At 44.3% G+C, this 17,493-nt stretch carries 19 protein-coding genes and 1 tRNA gene; 7 read left to right on the top strand and 13 right to left on the bottom strand.

Going from position 1 to position 17,493, the window contains the following annotated elements:
• Positions 1 to 13 precede the first annotated feature (13 nt).
• The 10 genes from B3R91_RS12070 to B3R91_RS12115 form a co-directional block, all read right to left on the bottom strand.
• Positions 14 to 457, bottom strand: a complete 444-nt coding sequence (locus B3R91_RS12070; RefSeq protein WP_160021650.1) for a phage virion morphogenesis protein — start codon at positions 455 to 457, stop codon at positions 14 to 16.
• Between the two features lie 2 nt (positions 458 to 459).
• Complete coding sequence (locus tag B3R91_RS12075) at positions 460 to 891, bottom strand: phage tail protein (protein ID WP_286797826.1); 432 nt, start codon at positions 889 to 891, stop codon at positions 460 to 462.
• Positions 888 to 1,514 carry an N-acetylmuramidase family protein gene (locus B3R91_RS12080; RefSeq protein ID WP_286797827.1) on the bottom strand — a complete coding sequence of 209 codons (627 nt, stop codon included), beginning with the start codon at positions 1,512 to 1,514 and terminating at the stop codon, positions 888 to 890. Before B3R91_RS12080 ends, B3R91_RS12075 begins: the two co-directional genes overlap by 4 nt.
• On the bottom strand, positions 1,511 to 1,822 hold the full coding sequence (locus tag B3R91_RS12085) for a hypothetical protein (RefSeq protein ID WP_286797829.1): 312 nt from the start codon (positions 1,820 to 1,822) through the stop codon (positions 1,511 to 1,513). The genes B3R91_RS12080 and B3R91_RS12085 overlap by 4 nt, the downstream gene beginning before the upstream one ends.
• Positions 1,809 to 2,216 (bottom strand): hypothetical protein, encoded by a 408-nt coding sequence (locus B3R91_RS12090; RefSeq protein ID WP_286797831.1) that lies wholly within the window; start codon positions 2,214 to 2,216, stop codon positions 1,809 to 1,811. The genes B3R91_RS12085 and B3R91_RS12090 overlap by 14 nt, the downstream gene beginning before the upstream one ends.
• Positions 2,207 to 2,413 (bottom strand): tail protein X, encoded by a 207-nt coding sequence (locus B3R91_RS12095; protein WP_075106255.1) that lies wholly within the window; start codon positions 2,411 to 2,413, stop codon positions 2,207 to 2,209. Before B3R91_RS12095 ends, B3R91_RS12090 begins: the two co-directional genes overlap by 10 nt.
• A complete protein-coding gene (locus tag B3R91_RS12100) occupies positions 2,413 to 2,865 on the bottom strand; it encodes a head completion/stabilization protein (RefSeq protein WP_286797832.1) in 453 nt (150 codons plus the stop codon). Before B3R91_RS12100 ends, B3R91_RS12095 begins: the two co-directional genes overlap by 1 nt.
• A 106-nt stretch (positions 2,866 to 2,971) precedes the next feature.
• Positions 2,972 to 3,727, bottom strand: coding sequence for a phage terminase small subunit (gene gpM / locus B3R91_RS12105; protein ID WP_286797834.1), 756 nt, complete (start codon positions 3,725 to 3,727; stop codon positions 2,972 to 2,974).
• A 301-nt stretch (positions 3,728 to 4,028) separates the two neighbouring features.
• Positions 4,029 to 5,048 carry a phage major capsid protein, P2 family gene (locus B3R91_RS12110; RefSeq protein WP_286797835.1) on the bottom strand — a complete coding sequence of 340 codons (1,020 nt, stop codon included), beginning with the start codon at positions 5,046 to 5,048 and terminating at the stop codon, positions 4,029 to 4,031.
• Positions 5,049 to 5,102: 54 nt separating this feature from the next.
• On the bottom strand, positions 5,103 to 5,939 hold the full coding sequence (locus B3R91_RS12115) for a GPO family capsid scaffolding protein (protein WP_286797837.1): 837 nt from the start codon (positions 5,937 to 5,939) through the stop codon (positions 5,103 to 5,105).
• A 180-nt stretch (positions 5,940 to 6,119) separates the two neighbouring features.
• On the opposite strand from B3R91_RS12115, the gene B3R91_RS12120 reads away from it, so the two are divergent.
• A complete protein-coding gene (locus B3R91_RS12120) occupies positions 6,120 to 7,904 on the top strand; it encodes a terminase large subunit domain-containing protein (protein ID WP_286797838.1) in 1,785 nt (594 codons plus the stop codon).
• Positions 7,904 to 8,917 (top strand): phage portal protein, encoded by a 1,014-nt coding sequence (locus B3R91_RS12125; protein WP_286797840.1) that lies wholly within the window; start codon positions 7,904 to 7,906, stop codon positions 8,915 to 8,917. Before B3R91_RS12120 ends, B3R91_RS12125 begins: the two co-directional genes overlap by 1 nt.
• 407 nt (positions 8,918 to 9,324) lie before the next feature.
• Here B3R91_RS12125 and B3R91_RS12130 read toward each other — a convergent pair.
• The 3 genes from B3R91_RS12130 to B3R91_RS12140 all read right to left on the bottom strand — a co-directional run bounded on the left by B3R91_RS12130 (position 9,325) and on the right by B3R91_RS12140 (position 12,726).
• A tRNA-Leu gene (locus B3R91_RS12130) sits at positions 9,325 to 9,409 on the bottom strand.
• A 213-nt stretch (positions 9,410 to 9,622) separates the two neighbouring features.
• Complete coding sequence (locus B3R91_RS12135) at positions 9,623 to 11,323, bottom strand: sigma 54-interacting transcriptional regulator (RefSeq protein ID WP_286797841.1); 1,701 nt, start codon at positions 11,321 to 11,323, stop codon at positions 9,623 to 9,625.
• 53 nt (positions 11,324 to 11,376) lie between these two features.
• On the bottom strand, positions 11,377 to 12,726 hold the full coding sequence (locus B3R91_RS12140) for a two-component system sensor histidine kinase NtrB (protein ID WP_286797842.1): 1,350 nt from the start codon (positions 12,724 to 12,726) through the stop codon (positions 11,377 to 11,379).
• Positions 12,727 to 12,861: 135 nt separating this feature from the next.
• Here B3R91_RS12140 and rimO point away from each other — a divergent pair, with 135 nt between their 5' ends.
• From rimO to uppS, 5 genes are all read left to right on the top strand, one after another.
• Positions 12,862 to 14,484, top strand: a complete 1,623-nt coding sequence (rimO, locus tag B3R91_RS12145) for a 30S ribosomal protein S12 methylthiotransferase RimO (RefSeq protein ID WP_286797843.1) — start codon at positions 12,862 to 12,864, stop codon at positions 14,482 to 14,484.
• A gap of 205 nt (positions 14,485 to 14,689) precedes the next feature.
• Positions 14,690 to 15,415, top strand: coding sequence for a UMP kinase (gene pyrH, locus B3R91_RS12150; RefSeq protein ID WP_068404576.1), 726 nt, complete (start codon positions 14,690 to 14,692; stop codon positions 15,413 to 15,415).
• Positions 15,416 to 15,565: 150 nt separating this feature from the next.
• A complete protein-coding gene (gene frr, locus B3R91_RS12155; RefSeq protein WP_068404574.1) occupies positions 15,566 to 16,120 on the top strand; it encodes a ribosome recycling factor in 555 nt (184 codons plus the stop codon).
• Positions 16,121 to 16,237: 117 nt separating this feature from the next.
• The gene (locus tag B3R91_RS12160; protein ID WP_286797844.1) at positions 16,238 to 16,618 is read left to right on the top strand and encodes a hypothetical protein; all 381 of its coding nucleotides are present in this window, start codon (positions 16,238 to 16,240) and stop codon (positions 16,616 to 16,618) included.
• A gap of 61 nt (positions 16,619 to 16,679) precedes the next feature.
• On the top strand, positions 16,680 to 17,432 hold the full coding sequence (uppS, locus tag B3R91_RS12165; RefSeq protein ID WP_286797846.1) for a polyprenyl diphosphate synthase: 753 nt from the start codon (positions 16,680 to 16,682) through the stop codon (positions 17,430 to 17,432).
• The last annotated feature ends 61 nt before the right edge of the window (positions 17,433 to 17,493 follow it).

Genomic DNA, 17,493 nt, shown 5'->3' on the forward strand with positions numbered 1-17,493 from the left:
AATAGCAAGGAGCCTAGTCAGCGGTTAGCGACTCGCGTAGCACTCGAATAATGATATGTCTGTCAGCACGAGAGATACCGATCAGCTCGCGTTTGGGGTAGGGGAATTTCTTAGAACTATCAGGACGGACTGTACTGCGCTGGCCTTCGTGATGGATGCGTGCGATCTTAGCGGCGCTACCTTTAAAACCAATTTGGGCATAGCGACTGGTTGCATTAAATTTAAGATGACGCGCTTTGGTGAGCTCACGAAACATGGGATTGTTAGAAGCTTTCAACGGATCTACAAAATCGCTACCATCGGGATCAGTTTGTGCGCGGATACGCTCTCGATTGACCGCTCGCATTTCCATAGCTAGAGTGCGATTGACTTTTTTTAACTGTTTATTATCTAGCTGACTCGCTATTGCGGTCGCCCATTCAGGTAATGCAGTGGCTAGTTCAGTTAAATCGCTCATGATTATAGGTTTGGATTATGTAAAGGTTTTGGCGGGTGTAGAATTGGACGTGGACAAGCATTAAACACGTAGTTACCAGTGTCATCAGTAGATACCTGGACAACTTCTTCTACTTTAATAGTAAAGACTACCGTGGTTGTGTAGTTGCTCAATATATAGGATTCAAATTCAATCGGTGATGGACCATTTGGGGGGACTGGATCTTGATTCTCTTGATACCATGCCAAAATAGCGACAATGACTAAATTGGCGTCAATGCTCTCGGGGAACTCATCAACCTCGACTAACAATTGATAGTGTTGACGGTGGCTCAATGATTGACCAGTCCATTTCAGTGAGCCCTTTTCCACGCTAATGATTAACCGGTCAGGGTTCTGGGCAAAGAACTCGACTTTATCAGTTAAAAATTGGCGTAGGCTGTCATCAAATATCATGCGGCAAGCTCTCTATCCCAGTATTTCTTGCGATCGCGCATTTTAGTATCGTAATTGTTCTTTTTATAACCAGGCCCATTGTATACCTCAGCAAATAATGCCCAATCACCAGTGCGAATGGCATTTAATAAGCGAGGATCAGTTTCTATAAATCTGACAAAAGCTTCTAATTGTTCAGGTTCACCTTTGGACAGCGTTAGCACAAAATCAACAGCTGACTTATAGCCCAGTCGTTCCCAGTGAAAGCCCATAATTTGGAACGCGCCCCAACTGGCTGACTCTAAGCCTAGGTCTTTATCGATGCGACGCGCTTTCTTTAGACGGTCGTGCTCAGCAGTACCGCCACTATAGCCACCAGTACGAGTATTGACCACATCGGGGCTAGTACGAACATGATCAAGCGCTTTGTCACGGCCAAGTTTGTCTTCTAGCAATAGATACATAATATGGCGTTCAAACAATATTTTAATACGCCATTGATTGTCATCTTTGTCAAATAAAAACCCAGCACCGCGTGACTCTACGTCACTAACAGCACGGATGGCAGATTCATCACAACGTAAGCGGCGAGCAGCGACTTTATAATCACAGTCAATCAGTGTCATCGGTTGGGTAGTGCTCATACAAGATTATCCTTTTTTGATTGATTAATAGCGCTAATGAACACGCCATAACGCGCCCAAAAGGCTCGTAATTTAAAATAAGTAGTAGCGGTTGCAGCAGCAGCAAGCATACGAAATATTGGTAGGGCCCACACACCGTCCCGACCAGTGGTTTCATCGAATGCCAAGCCGACACAGCTCAATGCAAAAAATAAAATAGTGAGCGTAACCAGTGAGCCAAGCTCGCGATGATATTTAATGATTGTCAGAGCACAAACGATGGCAATGACAATGATAGATAAAGTCGATAACGTCTCAAGAATGATCATGATTGTCCGCCTCGTTGGCTGGTTTATCTTTGAATAAAAAGGGGAAAAAGTGACGCAAAGCAGCCATTAGAAGGGGCCGTACATTGTCATTCACAAAGTCATAAAATGTGACAAACAATTCTCGTCCGACCATGCCATAAATGACCGCGTAGCCAGTGGCATAGTTGCCACCCGTCAATAGTTTTGCAGTAATATCCGATAGCATCACTGCAAGCAATACACCCGCAGTCGCATTTTGAGATCGCATCCAAAATGGCTCGGCGCGGATCAACAATAGACGGATGCAAGCGCCACCAGCAGCGGCCCATATAACAGGCAAAGTAATCAACAACCATTGCAGATGGTTACTCATAACATCATCGATCGTTAATACCTGAATTTGAGTTACGTCCATAATTGAATGACCTGCTTTTGTGTACGTTCGGGCGCGTCTGGCAATTGGATATCAACACCGGTAGGCAATACAAGATCGTAACCAACCAGATGCGGATTGAGATCCATAACTTGTTCAGTAACGCCGCCAGTGAAGCTGAAATAGCGTAAGCAGATCAAATCTACTGTGTCGCCTTGCAATGTCGATACAATACGCATCAGATAAGCTCAATGGTTGAATGCGGCTCATCTTTGATATCAGCAATTGCATTGCGTGCATTGCGATAGCACGTATCGATTTGCGGTGTGAGCTCTTTAGTACGGGCAGTAGCATCTTTGCCTGTGTCATAGTCACGATAGTGTTCAGTCAGTTGGGCCTTTGCTAAGTTATAGACGGCCTTTTTGAAGCTAAAACACTTGTCTGTATCATTAGTCAGGTCGTACTCTTCTAAAGTAAGAGAGCCGTGCTGGTGTAGCGCATTGACCGTCCAAGCTTTTAACTCACGACAGACGCTATTTGCAGAATCAGTCAACGCATATTTCATTCGCGCTGGTGTTACTGTGCCGTCAAGCTTCATTGCGTCAGCAAAGTCTTTGACAGAAATATCAGGCATAAATGCAGGAGTAATTACTATGTTATCTACGACTGGATTGACAGCGCTAAAACCCATAACAACTCCAAGTATTGATAAGAAAAATAAAATAGGTTGAGGCGGTGGTCATATCGGTCATATGCAGTATCAACTGAATGCGTCAATGAGCCGCCTCGGCTCGCGGCTACGAGTTGTTGTCGCCTAGTAGTTCAGGCGAATCTGGTTGATTTGGTTGTTCTAGCTGTTCAAGTTGTGGGGCAACAGGTTCTAATTGAGTCTCGGGCTGTGCATCTTTTAGCTGTTTTTCAAGACGTTTGATAGAGCCTTTTACACCACTATTTTCGTCAAACTTCAGCGCATTTTGAAAGTTATCTAATGCAAATACTGGATTGACAGCCTCAGTCAATTCACCGACTTGGCGTGATAGCTTTGCGCGTACCTGGTCAGGCATATCAGCATCAGCGGTAATAGTGGATGCGCGTAGTACTTGAGCGATTTGCTCATCATCGATTTCATTGCTGGTTGCTAATTTCTTAGCAGTATCAGCGATCTCTTCAGCGACGACAGTAGCAAGCGTACGTTGATGCGCGTCTGGCATTTTTAGATCATGCTTCATCGCGTATTCAGCGATATCAAGCGCACGGCCAAAGTTGCCAATGTCGATATGCCATAGCATTAAAGTAGTCAAGAGATTGTCTTGATCACCTTTACCGGCTGTTAAAGTTGCATTGATCCATTCGTCATAATGACCAACCAATTCACGCTTCAGCTCAATTTTGGCTTGGATAGATTGCTTAGACTTTAATGCCTGCTTATCTTCACGCAATTTTAGTTGCAACATGCGATAGGCTTGATTGGGCCCCGCAGTGATATTGGTTACTTCTTTTTGTGATAGAGCCTTCTGGCGGTGTCGAGCCGCTGGGGTTGTTTTATCAGTCATAATTCCCATCCTTCGTTAAATTTCATCCGTCCCATCCTTCAGCCATACGTTAACGCTTCTTTTTAGTGCGTCGGTTGTTACGTGAGTTATGAGGGATAAGCCTCCAATGTGCGTGTAAATCCAAGATACTTGATGGCCACATTTTATTTTCCTTATCAATCGTAGCTAACAGAATAGTATTGCGCTCACATGCTTGTTCTAAATTAATCAGTGCCAATCGCATTGAGTCTGCCAAGCTCAATAACATTTTATGCAACCGGGCAGTAGCCAACTGCCACCGATTAATCAGAAGTTCAAACATTTATACAAGTACAACGTTTTCGATTAAGCAACCAGCTTTGTAGTCTTCAACAACATAAGCTTCGTTGTCTGACTCGTAGAATGCGACACGATCATACTCAGGCTCATCTTTATGATGGCGACGGCGGCTTTCATCTTGATAGTAGATAGACAAGTTGTCTAATGGAGTAATCAGGATGGCATCAGCTGGGAAGTTCGGAGGGGTAGACTCAATTTGCACGCCACCGACCTTATCGAGCATTAATAGGCTGTTTACTGCGATGACTTCGCTTGGCGTGTTGTTGTCGTTGACCATATTAAAGTCACGCGAATCATGCAGATCTCGACCTAAAATGACACGTAACGCACTGTCATCACGGACGATAGGATCAATCAATTGATTACGGCAATCTTTGACTAGGGCATCAAGGTTTTTGTAGTGTTCAGCACTAGCACCAACAGAAACTTGACCTGTACCGACTTCTGATTCTGTCATGACTGATTCAGGTGCTTTGGTACGCCATTTCTCTAACCAGCCAATATTCACATCTTGCAATAGTGGGTTTGCTTCGATATCAGTATCGGCGGCGACTTCGGTGCCATTAAAGCCAATCGTAATGCGATCAAGACCTTGCTGCTTGACGACTGCATCGCGGATTTTCTCTTGGAACTCAGGGACACGGGCCCAAGCGTCAAGCTTGCTATAGTTGATTGCTGTGTCAAAGTTAGTTTGTTCACAGACGTAAGTATAAATAAGACCAACTTCGCCAACGTTTTTAGGATCGCGGCGTTTGCCACTTTTAGTATTGGTACGGCTTGCGATACCACCGCTGATACCTAGACCAAGTGCCTCACCTTTTTGATCAGTTACAGGGATGATATTAATCTTTTTCAAGAACTCGCTAGATTCTTGGATTCGCACTTCAACTTTTTGTTGGACTGATGGCACGACAGTATATTGATCAGTCGCATTGGGTACACCGTTCAGCTGTGCTTGATTTGCCAAATAGCCATTAAACTGTTGACGGGTAATAGTTTTCATATAGTGATGTCCTAATGTGTGTAGTAGTCAGTTAAGTATTGCTATTAGGTAGTATTAGCAGTCAGATTTGACGTAATCAGATGAGCCGGTTGCAGCTGGACGCTGGGTGTAATTATCTTCAGGCGTATTATCAAGATTGTCTTGCACGCTCTTCAAAGACGTTTCAACTTCGTTTTGCTTTTCAGCAAAATCAGATACCGTCGTGTTTAAATGCCCAACAGAAGCGTTGATCGTGTCAATAGAACTTGCCATTGTTTGCATAACATCTTGGAAGCTTTTGATGGTTGCCGGCAGTTCAGCAAAAGCTTGTGCGGTGGCCAGCTCTTTATCTTTATCTGTTTTAGGTGTGACAGGGGCGGCAAACATCTCTTTGACAGTTGCAAAGACTGATTTTGGCTCTTCTTTATATTCCCAAGCGCTTTCCGCTGTGGAAATGTAAGTGTCAGGGTTTTGTTTGCGAGCAGATAAAGGGCTTTCATCTGGATGCTGTTGGCAAAACTTCATATAGCTGGTGCCAAGCGAGGCAGGGCTATCGGTACAAGCTAAACCAACCATATAGGCTTCTTTGGTATCAGCAAATTCTGGATAGAACTCAATAGAGAAATAAACTTTTTGCTTCGACTTGGCGAGTGCGATTAGTTCAGGGGTTGGATCAACTTCTGCCAATAGATATAAATGATCATCAACTTCTTCAGTCGATAGCGATATCACATCGCCATAACAGCGAAAGTCAGAGTTTGGGAACATTGCACGGTAATGTTCTAAATTCACCCGTGCGCCGTATACTTCTGGGTTATAGCCAGCGGCCATTTGAGTAATGTGGTCACGAGTAATTTCACGGCCGTCTGTAGTTTGGCCAGCTCGTGCAACTCGAAAAGTCTTGGTAGTCATAGACGGTCCATGATGTAAATAATGAGAGTTTAGGGGTCGTAATTTCAAAGCTTTACTTTGACCTATTGCGACAGGCAAAAACAAAACAAAAAAGCGTGGATTGAGCAAATACACGCAAAACAAGCATGATATAGAGAGGCTGATAAACCAAAGTAGCGTCATACCCTTATGAGCTGCGTTATGTCTGCCCTTATCACCCTACCGACTGGCGAAAATCCAAAAACTGTTGCCCGTGGTCTCTATTGGCAAGGTTGGAGTATCAGCGCGATTAGCGAGATGGTCAGTACGCCGCGCACGACCGTAGATGGTTGGAAAAAATCAGACGGCTGGGATGAGGCAAAGCCTCTAGATCGAGTAGAGTCCACGCTCGAAGCGCGTATGGTTCAGCTGATTAACAAGGACGATAAGACTGGTAAAGACTTCAAAGAGATTGATCTGCTTGGTCGTCAAGTAGAGAGAATGGCCAAGATCCATAAGTATAAAGAGTCTGGCAAACAGTCGGATCTCAATCCCAACCTATCCAACCGTGGGCGCAAAGCAGGACAGAAAAACCCATCCAACGTCATTCAGATAGACGACATCGATAAATTCAAAGATTCATTCAGAGATTGCTTATTTGATTATCAAAAGGTTTGGTACAGCGCAGGTCTGACCCATCGTATTCGCAACTTATTAAAGTCACGCCAAATTGGCGCAACTTGGTACTTTGCGCGTGAAGCTTTTCTTGATGCCATTGAGACTGGCCGTAATCAAATATTTTTATCAGCATCCAAGGCTCAGGCGCGTGTATTCCGCGAATACATCATTGCATGGGCGATGGAAACTGCAGGGATAGAACTGACCGGTGATCCGATCACGCTAAACATAGAAGGTCCAGAAAAAGACTACAGCGCGACCTTATATTTTTTAGGAACCAATAGCCGCACTGCACAGTCGTATCACGGCAACGTCTACATGGATGAATACTTTTGGATTCATAAGTTTATTGAATTTAGGAAAGTTGCATCAGGTATGGCCATGCACAAAAAATGGCGTCAGACATACATATCGACACCATCATCCAAGCAACATCAAGCATATAAGTTTTGGACTGGTCAACTGTATAACCGTGGCCGTAAAGGTGACGATCGCATCGAAATAGATGTGACGCCGCATAATCTGAAGAATGGCAAAGTCTGCGGTGACAAGCAGTGGCGTCAAATCGTCAACGTATATGACGCGATGAAAGGTGGATGTGATTTATTTGATATTGATGATTTACGCATGGAGTACAGCGAGGACGAGTTTAATAACTTGCTGATGTGTGAATTTATTGATGACACGTTGTCCGCTTTCAGTGTCAGCGAACTACAGTCATGCATGGTCGATACGTTAGAGATATGGGATGACTGGAAGCCTTACACGCCAAGGCCACTTGGTAATCAGCCAGTATGGCTTGGCTATGATCCATCATTGAGCCGTGATAGCGCGGGACTTGTGATATTAGCAGCACCAAGTACACCAAACGGCATGATACGCGGTATCGAGCGATTGCAATTTAAGAACCCAGATTTTGAAGCACAGGCGAACGTCATCAGAGAGATGACGGAGAAATATAACGTTGAATATATAGCGATTGATGTGACCGGCCTTGGCATTGGTGTTTATCAGTCAGTGATTAAGTTCTACCCGCAAGCCGTCAAACTACACTATAGCCCAGAGCTCAAACAGCAGTTTGTTCTGAAGACTAAAGACGTTATCAAGAAGGGCCGTCTGTCCTTTGATCACGAATGGACTGATGTAGTAGGGGCTTTCACATCGATTCATAAAACAATTACCAATAGCGAAAGGGCAGTGACTTACAAGGCCGATCGCAATGAAGATACTGGCCATGCTGACTTAGCGTGGGCACTTATGCATGCACTACATAGAGAACCTTTGGCAATTGCTCAAGGTGATGACGAATCCGCACTGGAGATATATTAATGAATGAAACTGAGAACCTTGATGCAGTAGATATGCCTGGTATGGAGGCTTTCACGTTTGGCGATCCAATACCAGTTATGGAGCAGTGGCAAAGTCTGTACTGGGGTGAATGTCACAATCATCAACTATGGTATGCGCCGCCGTACGATCCAGATGCTTTGTCTAAAACCATGAGAGCATCGCCACATCATAGTAGTGCTATCTTTGTTAAGCGCAATATCTTAGCCAGTACTTTTATACCGCATCCTCTACTATCACATCGTGATTTTAGCCGTCTGGTTTTAGATTATATGACATTTGGCAATGCGTACATTGAGCGCGTTCCCTCACGCTCCAAAAAAACCATGAAGCTAAATGTGCCACTCGCTAAGTATATGCGCGTCGGTGTTGACGCTCAAAGCTATTATTTTGCAACTCACAGCTGGGCCGAACCGCATAAGTATAAAGCCGATAACATCTGTCATCTGATTGAACCTGATGTGAACCAAGAAGTGTACGGCGCCCCAGAGTATTTATCAGCACTCAATGCTGCTTGGCTTGATGAGTCAGCGACGTTATTCAGACGTAAGTATTACTTGAATGGTAGTCATGCGGGGTACATCTTATACATCAATGATCCAGCAACGAATAAAGAAGACATTGATGCAATCCGTAAAGCTTTGAAAGACAGCAAAGGTCCTGGTAACTTTCGTAACCTATTCATGTATTCGCCCAACGGTAAAAAGGATGGAATCCAAATCTTACCGATCAGTGAAGTCAGTGCCAATGATGACTTCTTTAAAATCAAAGAAGCGAGTCGAATAGATATTGCAGCTGCTCATCGAGTACCACCTCAACTGATGGGGGCGTCACCAACCAATGCGGCGGGCTTTGGTGATCTAATCAAAGCAGCCAGAGTTTTCGCAGTCAATGAACTCATGCCTTTACAACAGACCATGCTACAAATTAACGATTGGCTAGGTGAAGAAGTCATCAGATTCAAAGACTACTCGCTACTCAAAGATGAAGATTAAATAACCAGTTTTAAGATCAATATATCCGCTCTAAATCGAGCGGATTTTTTTGGCTTTCAAAAAACGCAATCGAAGCCCCGCCTCGCCCACGATAAAAAAACATGGTTTTCGACGATCATGACGATCCTGGCGGTGGCTTTAGCGTAACTAGGGGCAGGGCAGATAATTAGATGTTTTAAATGACGAGATATGACGAATATTTATACTCAATCCCACGCTAAAATATATGGGATGTAGAAGTTAAGGCGCTGTACGCGAATAAACACAAGGTTTGCGGGTGATAGGTCAGTTCTGTGCAATCCCACGGTCTATCCCATCGTGGGATTAGACTCAAATTGCAGACATAAAAAAACCTGCTCGAAAGCAGGTCTAGTATAGGTTTGAGAACTTTTATCACTATCCGAAAATGGTGGGGCTGGAGAGACTCGAACTCTCACACCTTGCGGCGCCAGAACCTAAATCTGGTGCGTCTACCAATTCCGCCACAGCCCCATTTTCGTTACTCTATCATCAAAGGCAGTTAAATTCAAATGCCATCGAGATAGTTAACTGATTCGGTAGTGCGTCTCAGTGGTTGGCTATTATATAGAGTTTCAAAGGTTTGGCAACCCCTATTTGCGATTTTTTTTAATTATTTGAAAATTATTTTTGCTAAATATCATAAATATTTGATATTGCTGGTTTTTATTTCAGAGACTGATGGCTTTAATTATTATTTTTCTCTGCTGCTGTCATCTCTAATTGCTGTAATTTGCGGGTCAAAGTATTGCGTCCCCAACCCAGTAAGTTGGCGGCAGCTATTTTTTTACCGCCGCTATGATTGAGAGCAGCTTGCAGTAACACACGCTCAAACTCGGGCGTTGCCGTTTGTAAAATATCGGTTTCACCCGTTTGCAGCGACTGCTTCGCCCATATAGCCAACGCTTGCTGCCAGCTTTGCTTGTCATGCGTTTGGGTCAATTGACTGTTCTGGCTGTTTTGCATGTTTTGATGCACGTGATATGCCGCATTGCTTTGTTGCTCTACATTAGGGGCAATATTGTCTAGCAGCTCTGGCGGCAAATCCTCAATCATAACGGTGTCGCCCGTGGTCATTACCGTCAGCCAAAGGCAAACGTTTTCAAGTTGACGAACATTACCGCGCCACGCAAAAGATTGCATCATCTGAAGCGTGGTAGGATGCAGCTGCTTTTCGGCGCTATTTAATTGTTTGGCGGCGCGCTGCATAAAGTAGTTTGCTAATGCAGGAATATCTTCAGGGCGCGTCCGTAAGGGCGGCAATGGCATACGAATCACATTAAGGCGATAAAATAAATCTTCACGAAATTTGCCTTGTTTGACCAATTCTTCTAAGTTTTGGTGGGTAGCGGCAATGATGCGTACATTGACTTTGACCGGCTGCTGTCCGCCGACGCGAAAAAACTCACCGTTGGCCAATACGCGCAGCAGACGCGTCTGGGTACTGTACGGCATATCGCCGATTTCGTCTAAAAATAGCGTGCCGCCGTCCGCTTGCTCAAAACGACCTTGCCGCGTCGTCGTTGCGCCAGTAAACGCGCCTTTTTCGTGACCAAACAATTCTGACTCAATCAAGTCATGCGGTATCGCTGCCATATTAAGCGCGATAAAAGGTTGCTGCGCCCTTGGAGAATGGGCATGAAGCGCACCTGCCACCAGCTCTTTACCTGTGCCTGATTCACCAGTAATCAAAACGGTAATAGGAGAGTGTGCCAAGCGTCCAATCGCGCGAAATACTGTTTGCATCGCTTGTGATTGACCGATGATACCGCTCGGATTGTTATTGATATCGCTACCTGTTGGGTTTTTAGGTTTAGGTTTAGATTTAAGTTCGATGGTCGTTTTGGTTTCATTTTTAGCTTTTTTGACAGTCTTTTGAGCAGGCTTAGTTGCATCATTTGTTATTTTCAAATTCGGCTGATAATTAATGGCCTTATAAATTGTGGCGACCGCCTCATCTAAATCAAAGGGTTTGGGCAGATATTCAAATGCACCAGTCTGATAGCTATTGATAGCAGAACTCAGGTCGGAATGCGCGGTCATAATGACAATCGGTAGCGTAGGGAAGTGCTGATGTACCCAATCACTAAATGACAGACCGTCCATCATTGGCATACGAATGTCGGTCAATATCACATCTGGTAGCTGGTCGGCTGCTTCATGCTGTTGCAAGATATCGTTCAGGCGCGTCCACGCTGCTTGCGCTTGGGTGAAGCTAATAACCGTTAAGCCTGCCTCTTCAAAGGTATCTGCCAAGATCAAGCGCAGCGCCGCATCATCATCGATAAGCCATAACGTTGCAGGAGTAGCAGCAGGATTATTACCCACAGTGACCATAGGAATTTGCTCATTGCTCGTAAGGTATTTTGTGTCATTATGCTGAGTCATGGGTTTGGCCTAATAAGCAGTGAGAAATGGAAAATGAATATAAAATTCTAGCCTTAACGGTCAGCGCTTGGCTGAGAAAAAGGCAGGTAGAGGGTAAAGCGGGTTTGATTGTGCTGATAATGACTTTTAAAACTGCCGCTAAAACCTTGGGCTTGCTTTGAGCTGACGTCAATCATACCATGATGGCGGCTGATGATATCTTGGACGATGGATAAACCTAGACCTGTACCAGCTGCGCGGTTGGTCACCATCGGGAAAAATATCTGACCGATTAATGCGTCGTCTATCCCTGAGCCGTTGTCGGTAATGGTGATTTGCAAGACTTGTTTGTGCTGCAGGCTACCGATGGTATGCTGAAAAACAACTCGCGTTTGGATATGCAGCTTTGGTTCATAGCTACTAACAATGTCAAGATGACTTTGGGTATTAGCTGATGAAAAGTTGCCAAACGTGGCTGGCGTATTTTGTTGCAGCGTTTGCTCAAAATCAGTCATCGATTCGCAAGCATTATTCATCAGGTTTAAAAACACTTGAATTAATTGAGCTTTATCCGCGCATAACTCAGGTAACGACAAATCATAATCACGTTGTAGCACCACGTCCGGATATTGATGAATGATTAAAGCCAAAACGTGCTCTAGCGGTTCATGGATATTGAGCATTTGCCAGTTTGGCAATTGATGAGAGCCAAGAAGCTGCCCAATCAACTGGGTCAAACGATCGGTTTCTGAAATGATAATATCAGTATAACTCCGCAGCTTTGCCGCATTATTTCTCAGGTTATTTTCATCCGCTACATTCAAATTTTCATTCACAATAGCAGAAAATTCATTAAACTTAATAAATTGCCGCTGTAATAATTGCGCCGCCCCGCGAATGCCTGCCAATGGATTTTTAATTTCATGGGCGACCGAGCGCAGCATATGACGTGCAACGCTATATTGCTGCTGCTGGCGCTGTTCTTCTGAAATGCGACTTTGCCGATCTTTGCCCCACATCTCTATAATAAAATAGGACTGCTGCGCATAACTAACGGGCGTCACGCTATAATCCACGGATAACGTCAGTCCGCCGTTTAGCTGGGTGTGTATAAGGTGATCATGATCAATAAACGGCTGCTGATAGTGTTTTGCTTGACCAAAACGCTCCGTCAACGCGCAGGTCTTATCTTCCCGATTACTATTAATAAGTCTGTCTTTTAACATTAACTCATCGGGCGCAAGTAGGCTCAAGATTGATTGACCTCGCAAACGTCCGCTGCTAATGGCAAGCAGCTGCTCCGCTTGCGCATTTAGCCAGGTAATGGTCAGCGCTTCATCAACGTATAAAATAGCGGTAAATAAATGCTGTAATATAAACGTCGAATCTGGATTCGGTTTGGCAGTGGTCAAATCAGCCGTCATGGATAATGCCTAAAATTAAGTGAGACTGGGGATAATATTTAACCATAAATCAACACACTAGCGCGGCAAAACTGGCGATTATCACAAAAAAAACGTACAATGCGCACAGCCAATTTATCTCTAGCAAGGTCAGCCATGCCCAACACTTCTACCGAGTCGCTTAATACGACTGTTACCACCTCATCAGTTCCTACATCGCCAGCTTCTGCCTCATCAGCTTCTATGCCAAAAAACACTGCCACTATTTTTAATCCTGCAAAGCCAAATATAGCGCAAGAAAGCAGTCAGGCAGATGTCAGTCAAGCAAACACTAACCAGCCTTACCACCATAAAGCCAACCACAATCAAAACCGTAGTATTGAGCAAAGTAGCGATGTAACGTTAGCCAATTCAGCGGCGATTGATGCGCCCGTGAACGCTGCGCCAAAGATTGGCTTTGTATCGCTTGGTTGTCCAAAGGCACTGGTCGATAGTGAGCGCATTATCACCGAGCTTAGTCGTGACGGCTATCAAGTTGCCAGCGATTATGAAGGCGCAGACTTGGTTGTGGTTAATACTTGCGGTTTTATTGAGTCAGCCGTGCAAGAATCCTTGGACGCCATCGGTGAAGCGATTAGTAAAAACGGTAAAGTGATTGTCACCGGCTGCTTGGGTAAAGAGGCCGATAAAATCCGTGCCATGCACCCAGCTGTGCTATCGGTTACCGGTGCGCATGCTTATGATGAGGTAATTACTGCCGTCTCGCAACATGTGCCCAAACCCAAGCGCGATATAGATAGCAACTATGATCCAAAAATAGATTTGATTAATGAGGCGGGGATTAAATTAACCCCCAGTCATTATGCGTACCTTAAAATATCGGAAGGCTGTAACCATCGTTGTACTTTTTGCATCATTCCAAGCTTACGTGGCGATTTGGTTTCGCGGCCGATTGATAGCGTGATGAATGAAGCAATGGCGCTGAAAAATGCTGGCGTGAAAGAGCTGCTGATTATCTCACAAGATACGTCTGCTTATGGGCTGGATTTAAAATATAAAACCAGCTTTTGGAATGGCATGCCGCTGAAGTCGAAATTTTATGACTTGTGCCAAGCGTTAAATGATTTGGGTATTTGGGTACGCCTGCACTATGTTTATCCATATCCGCATGTCGATAAAGTGGTTGAGCTGATGGGTGAGAAAAAACTGCTGCCTTATCTTGATATTCCATTCCAACATGCTAGTCACAGTGTTTTAAAAGCCATGAAACGTCCGGCGCATAGCGAAAATACCTTGGCGCGTATCGAAGCGTGGCGTGAGATTTGCCCTGATATTGTCATTCGTTCAACCTTCGTCGTTGGTTTTCCAGGTGAGACCGAAGAAGATTTTCAATGCTTGCTTGATTGGCTGGTCGAGGCGCGCCTTGATCGCGTTGGTGCTTTTACGTATTCAGAAGTCGAAGGTGCGGTCGCCAATGATTTGCCAAATCATGTACCTGAAGACATTAAGCAAGAACGCTATGAGCGTTTGATGACAATACAGCAAGAGATTTCGGCACAAAAGCTGCAAGAAAAAGTCGGTAAAACCTTGATGGTATTGGTCGATGAGATTGATGAAGAAGAGGGCATCGCGATTTGTCGTAGTTATGCCGATGCGCCTGAGATTGACGGTCACGTCTATGTCGATGAGATCACTGCGCAAGTCAAAGTTGGACAATTCTTAACCGTCACGATCGATGACGCCAGCGAATATGATTTGTTTGCCAGTTATAAAGGTTAGAGAGCTACAACGATAACCGAGTGAAAGTTGCCCAATCGTGGGCAGTTTTTGCTACAATTAGCGCAATTTGGCTTTTTACCTATTTGACATCGTTTTTGGCGCTATTATGCCATTTAGGATAATTTGAAAGGGTAAGCTAAAGTCCAATGCAATTTGTGTTTTACCGCTTATTTTCATTATAATTTCATGCTAACAAGGTGACCTCATGTCTGACAAAAACCCGCGTTACTCTCGTATCTTGCTAAAACTTTCTGGCGAAGCCTTAGCTGGTGGCAAAGAGATGGGGATTGATACCGAAGTGCTCGATAAGATGAGCTTGTCTATCGCCCACTTACGCGGACTTGGGGTACAAGTCGGTATCGTCGTCGGCGGTGGTAACTTGTATCGCGGTGCCCAGTTGCAACAAGAAGGTTTGGTCGGCCGTGTCACTGGTGACCAAATGGGTATGCTAGCCACTGTGATGAATGGTCTGGCCATGCGTGATGCCCTCGAGCGCCGTAATATTAAAACGCGTTTGATGTCAGCATTGCCAATTGGCGAAGTCACTGAAAGCTATAGTAGCCGTAATGCCATTCGTTATCTTAAAAATGGCGAAGTGTGTATTTTTGTCGCGGGCACGGGCAATCCGTTCTTTACCACTGATACCGCCGCTTGCTTACGTGGTATCGAAATCGAGGCGGGCTTAATTCTAAAAGCGACCAAGGTTGATGGCGTTTACGATAAAGACCCAAGCCTCCATGCTGATGCCAAAAAATATGACGGATTAACCTTTGATGAAGTACTCGAGCAAAAACTTGGCGTCATGGATTTAACAGCGATTGCTTTATGTCGTGAGCACAACGTCCCACTGCAAGTGTTTGATATGACCAAGCCTAATGCCTTATTAAACGTCATTATGGGCGAAAATGAAGGCACGCGCGTTTATCATTAAACGCTCACTTATTTTATAGATGACTAAATGATTATATGAATAAAAATCATTGATGTTGTAAGCATCAATCGTTGCATAGGATTTATACCTAACAGCTTTATACCTAACAATAATGAGTGATTTATCGACAGCGATAAATAAGGATACATGATGATTAAAGAGATTAAGCAAGACGGCGAAGCACGCATGCAAAAAACCTTGGAAGCGCTTGAGACGACTTTTAGCAAAGTACGTACTGGCCGCGCGCACCCAGGTATGTTATCTGGCGTGATGGTCAGCTACTACGGTGCAGATACGCCATTGAACCAAGTTGCTAGCGTCAACGTCGAAGATTCGCGCACGTTACTGGTACAGCCATTTGAGCGTAGCATGGTGCAAGCGATTGATAAAGCCATTCGCGAAGCAGATTTGGGCTTAAACCCGATGACTGCTGACGTGATTCGTGTACCGATGCCAGCGTTGACCGAAGACACACGCCGCGATATGCAAAAACTTGCGCGCAGTGAAGCGGAAAATAGCCGCGTTTCTATCCGTAATATCCGCCGCGATATGATGAATGACATTAAAGAGTTGGCAAAAGAAAAAGAAATTTCAGAAGATGACGAGCGCCGCGCCAGTGATGATATCCAAAAAATCACCGACAAATATATTGAAACCATTGATAGCCGCTTGAGCAAAAAAGAAAGCGACTTGATGGAAGTGTAGGCGATACTATAAAGTTGTTAGATTAATCTCCAGATAAAAAACTGGTTTCTTGCAAGTTGTATTTGTTAAGTAACCAGTTTTTTAGTTGCCAGCGTTTATGTTGTGAGGGTAATTCTAATGTCCTTAAATAATTTTATCAATACTCTACAAGCCATAGCCGATACTCCTGAAGTAAAGACTGAACCTAAAAAGTATCCTATAGAAGAATATGTTACTAATGCAATCGCTTGTATGATGGAAGGCTTGCCAAATGATTTCTATTTAGCTTATGTGAAATACAGTAAGAGCGTTAGCGAATCTGATGCTAATGTAATAAACATAAGTTATAAATATATCCTTAAGTTTGGACAGGAAGAAAGAGATTTTGATCCTGCGGATGATTTATATCCAGTAGGGTGTATCAATTCCATTATTGAGTATTATCCTTCTGATAACCCAAGCTGGAACTCTTTCATCATTGAGTTCACTCCACAAAGCTATGAAGCTAGATATTCTTAATAAAGTGAAAATCAGTTCTCCTTTATTGCTGCAACTATATCAATACTAAAATGGCTATAAAATGTCTAAAGAAACCAATATAGAGCTCAAACCAAAACATATCGCCGTCATCATGGATGGCAATAACCGCTACGGTAAAATCCATCAGTTAGGCAAAGGTCAGGGGCATATCGCTGGCAAAGATGCGCTAGACCCTATTGTCGAATACTGCGTTAGTACGGGCATTGAAGTGCTAACCGTTTTTGCCTTCTCTAGTGAGAATTGGCAACGTCCACCGAGCGAGGTGGCTTTGCTGATGCATTTGTTGAGCTTAACCATCAATGAGCAATTACCGCGCATGCAAAAATATCGCATTCGCTTGCGTTTTATTGGTGATCGCAGTCAGCTTAGTGAAGAGTTGCAAGCTTTGATGTTAGACGCGGAGGCAAAAACCGCTGACTATGAAGCGATGACCTTGGTAATCGCCATTAGCTACGGTGGTCAGTGGGATATTGCCCATGCTGCTAAGCAGTTGGCGCAGCGAGTCGAAGCGGGCAAGTTGCGCGCAGAAGACATCGATAAAGAGATGCTTGGCGGATATGTGCAATTAGCAGATGCGCCTGCGGTTGATATGTTGATACGCACGGGCGGCGAATACCGTTTGTCGAACTTTCTATTATGGCAATCTGCTTATGCCGAATTGTTCTTTACCCAAACCCTGTGGCCCGATTTTAAAGTCGCAGAGCTTGCAGCGATGATAGCAGAGTTTGCTCAGCGCCAACGCCGCTTTGGCAAAACCAGCGAACAAGTAGTGATAGAGCAGCAGAGTCCTTAAAATAATTTTAGCTAATAAGTGCTGTAGAAATAATTGCTTAAATCGTCCGCGAGGTTTGAAT

This window comes from Psychrobacter sp. UBA6291 (assembly GCF_002439405.1).
Classification (GTDB): Bacteria; Pseudomonadota; Gammaproteobacteria; order Pseudomonadales; family Moraxellaceae; genus Psychrobacter; species Psychrobacter faecalis.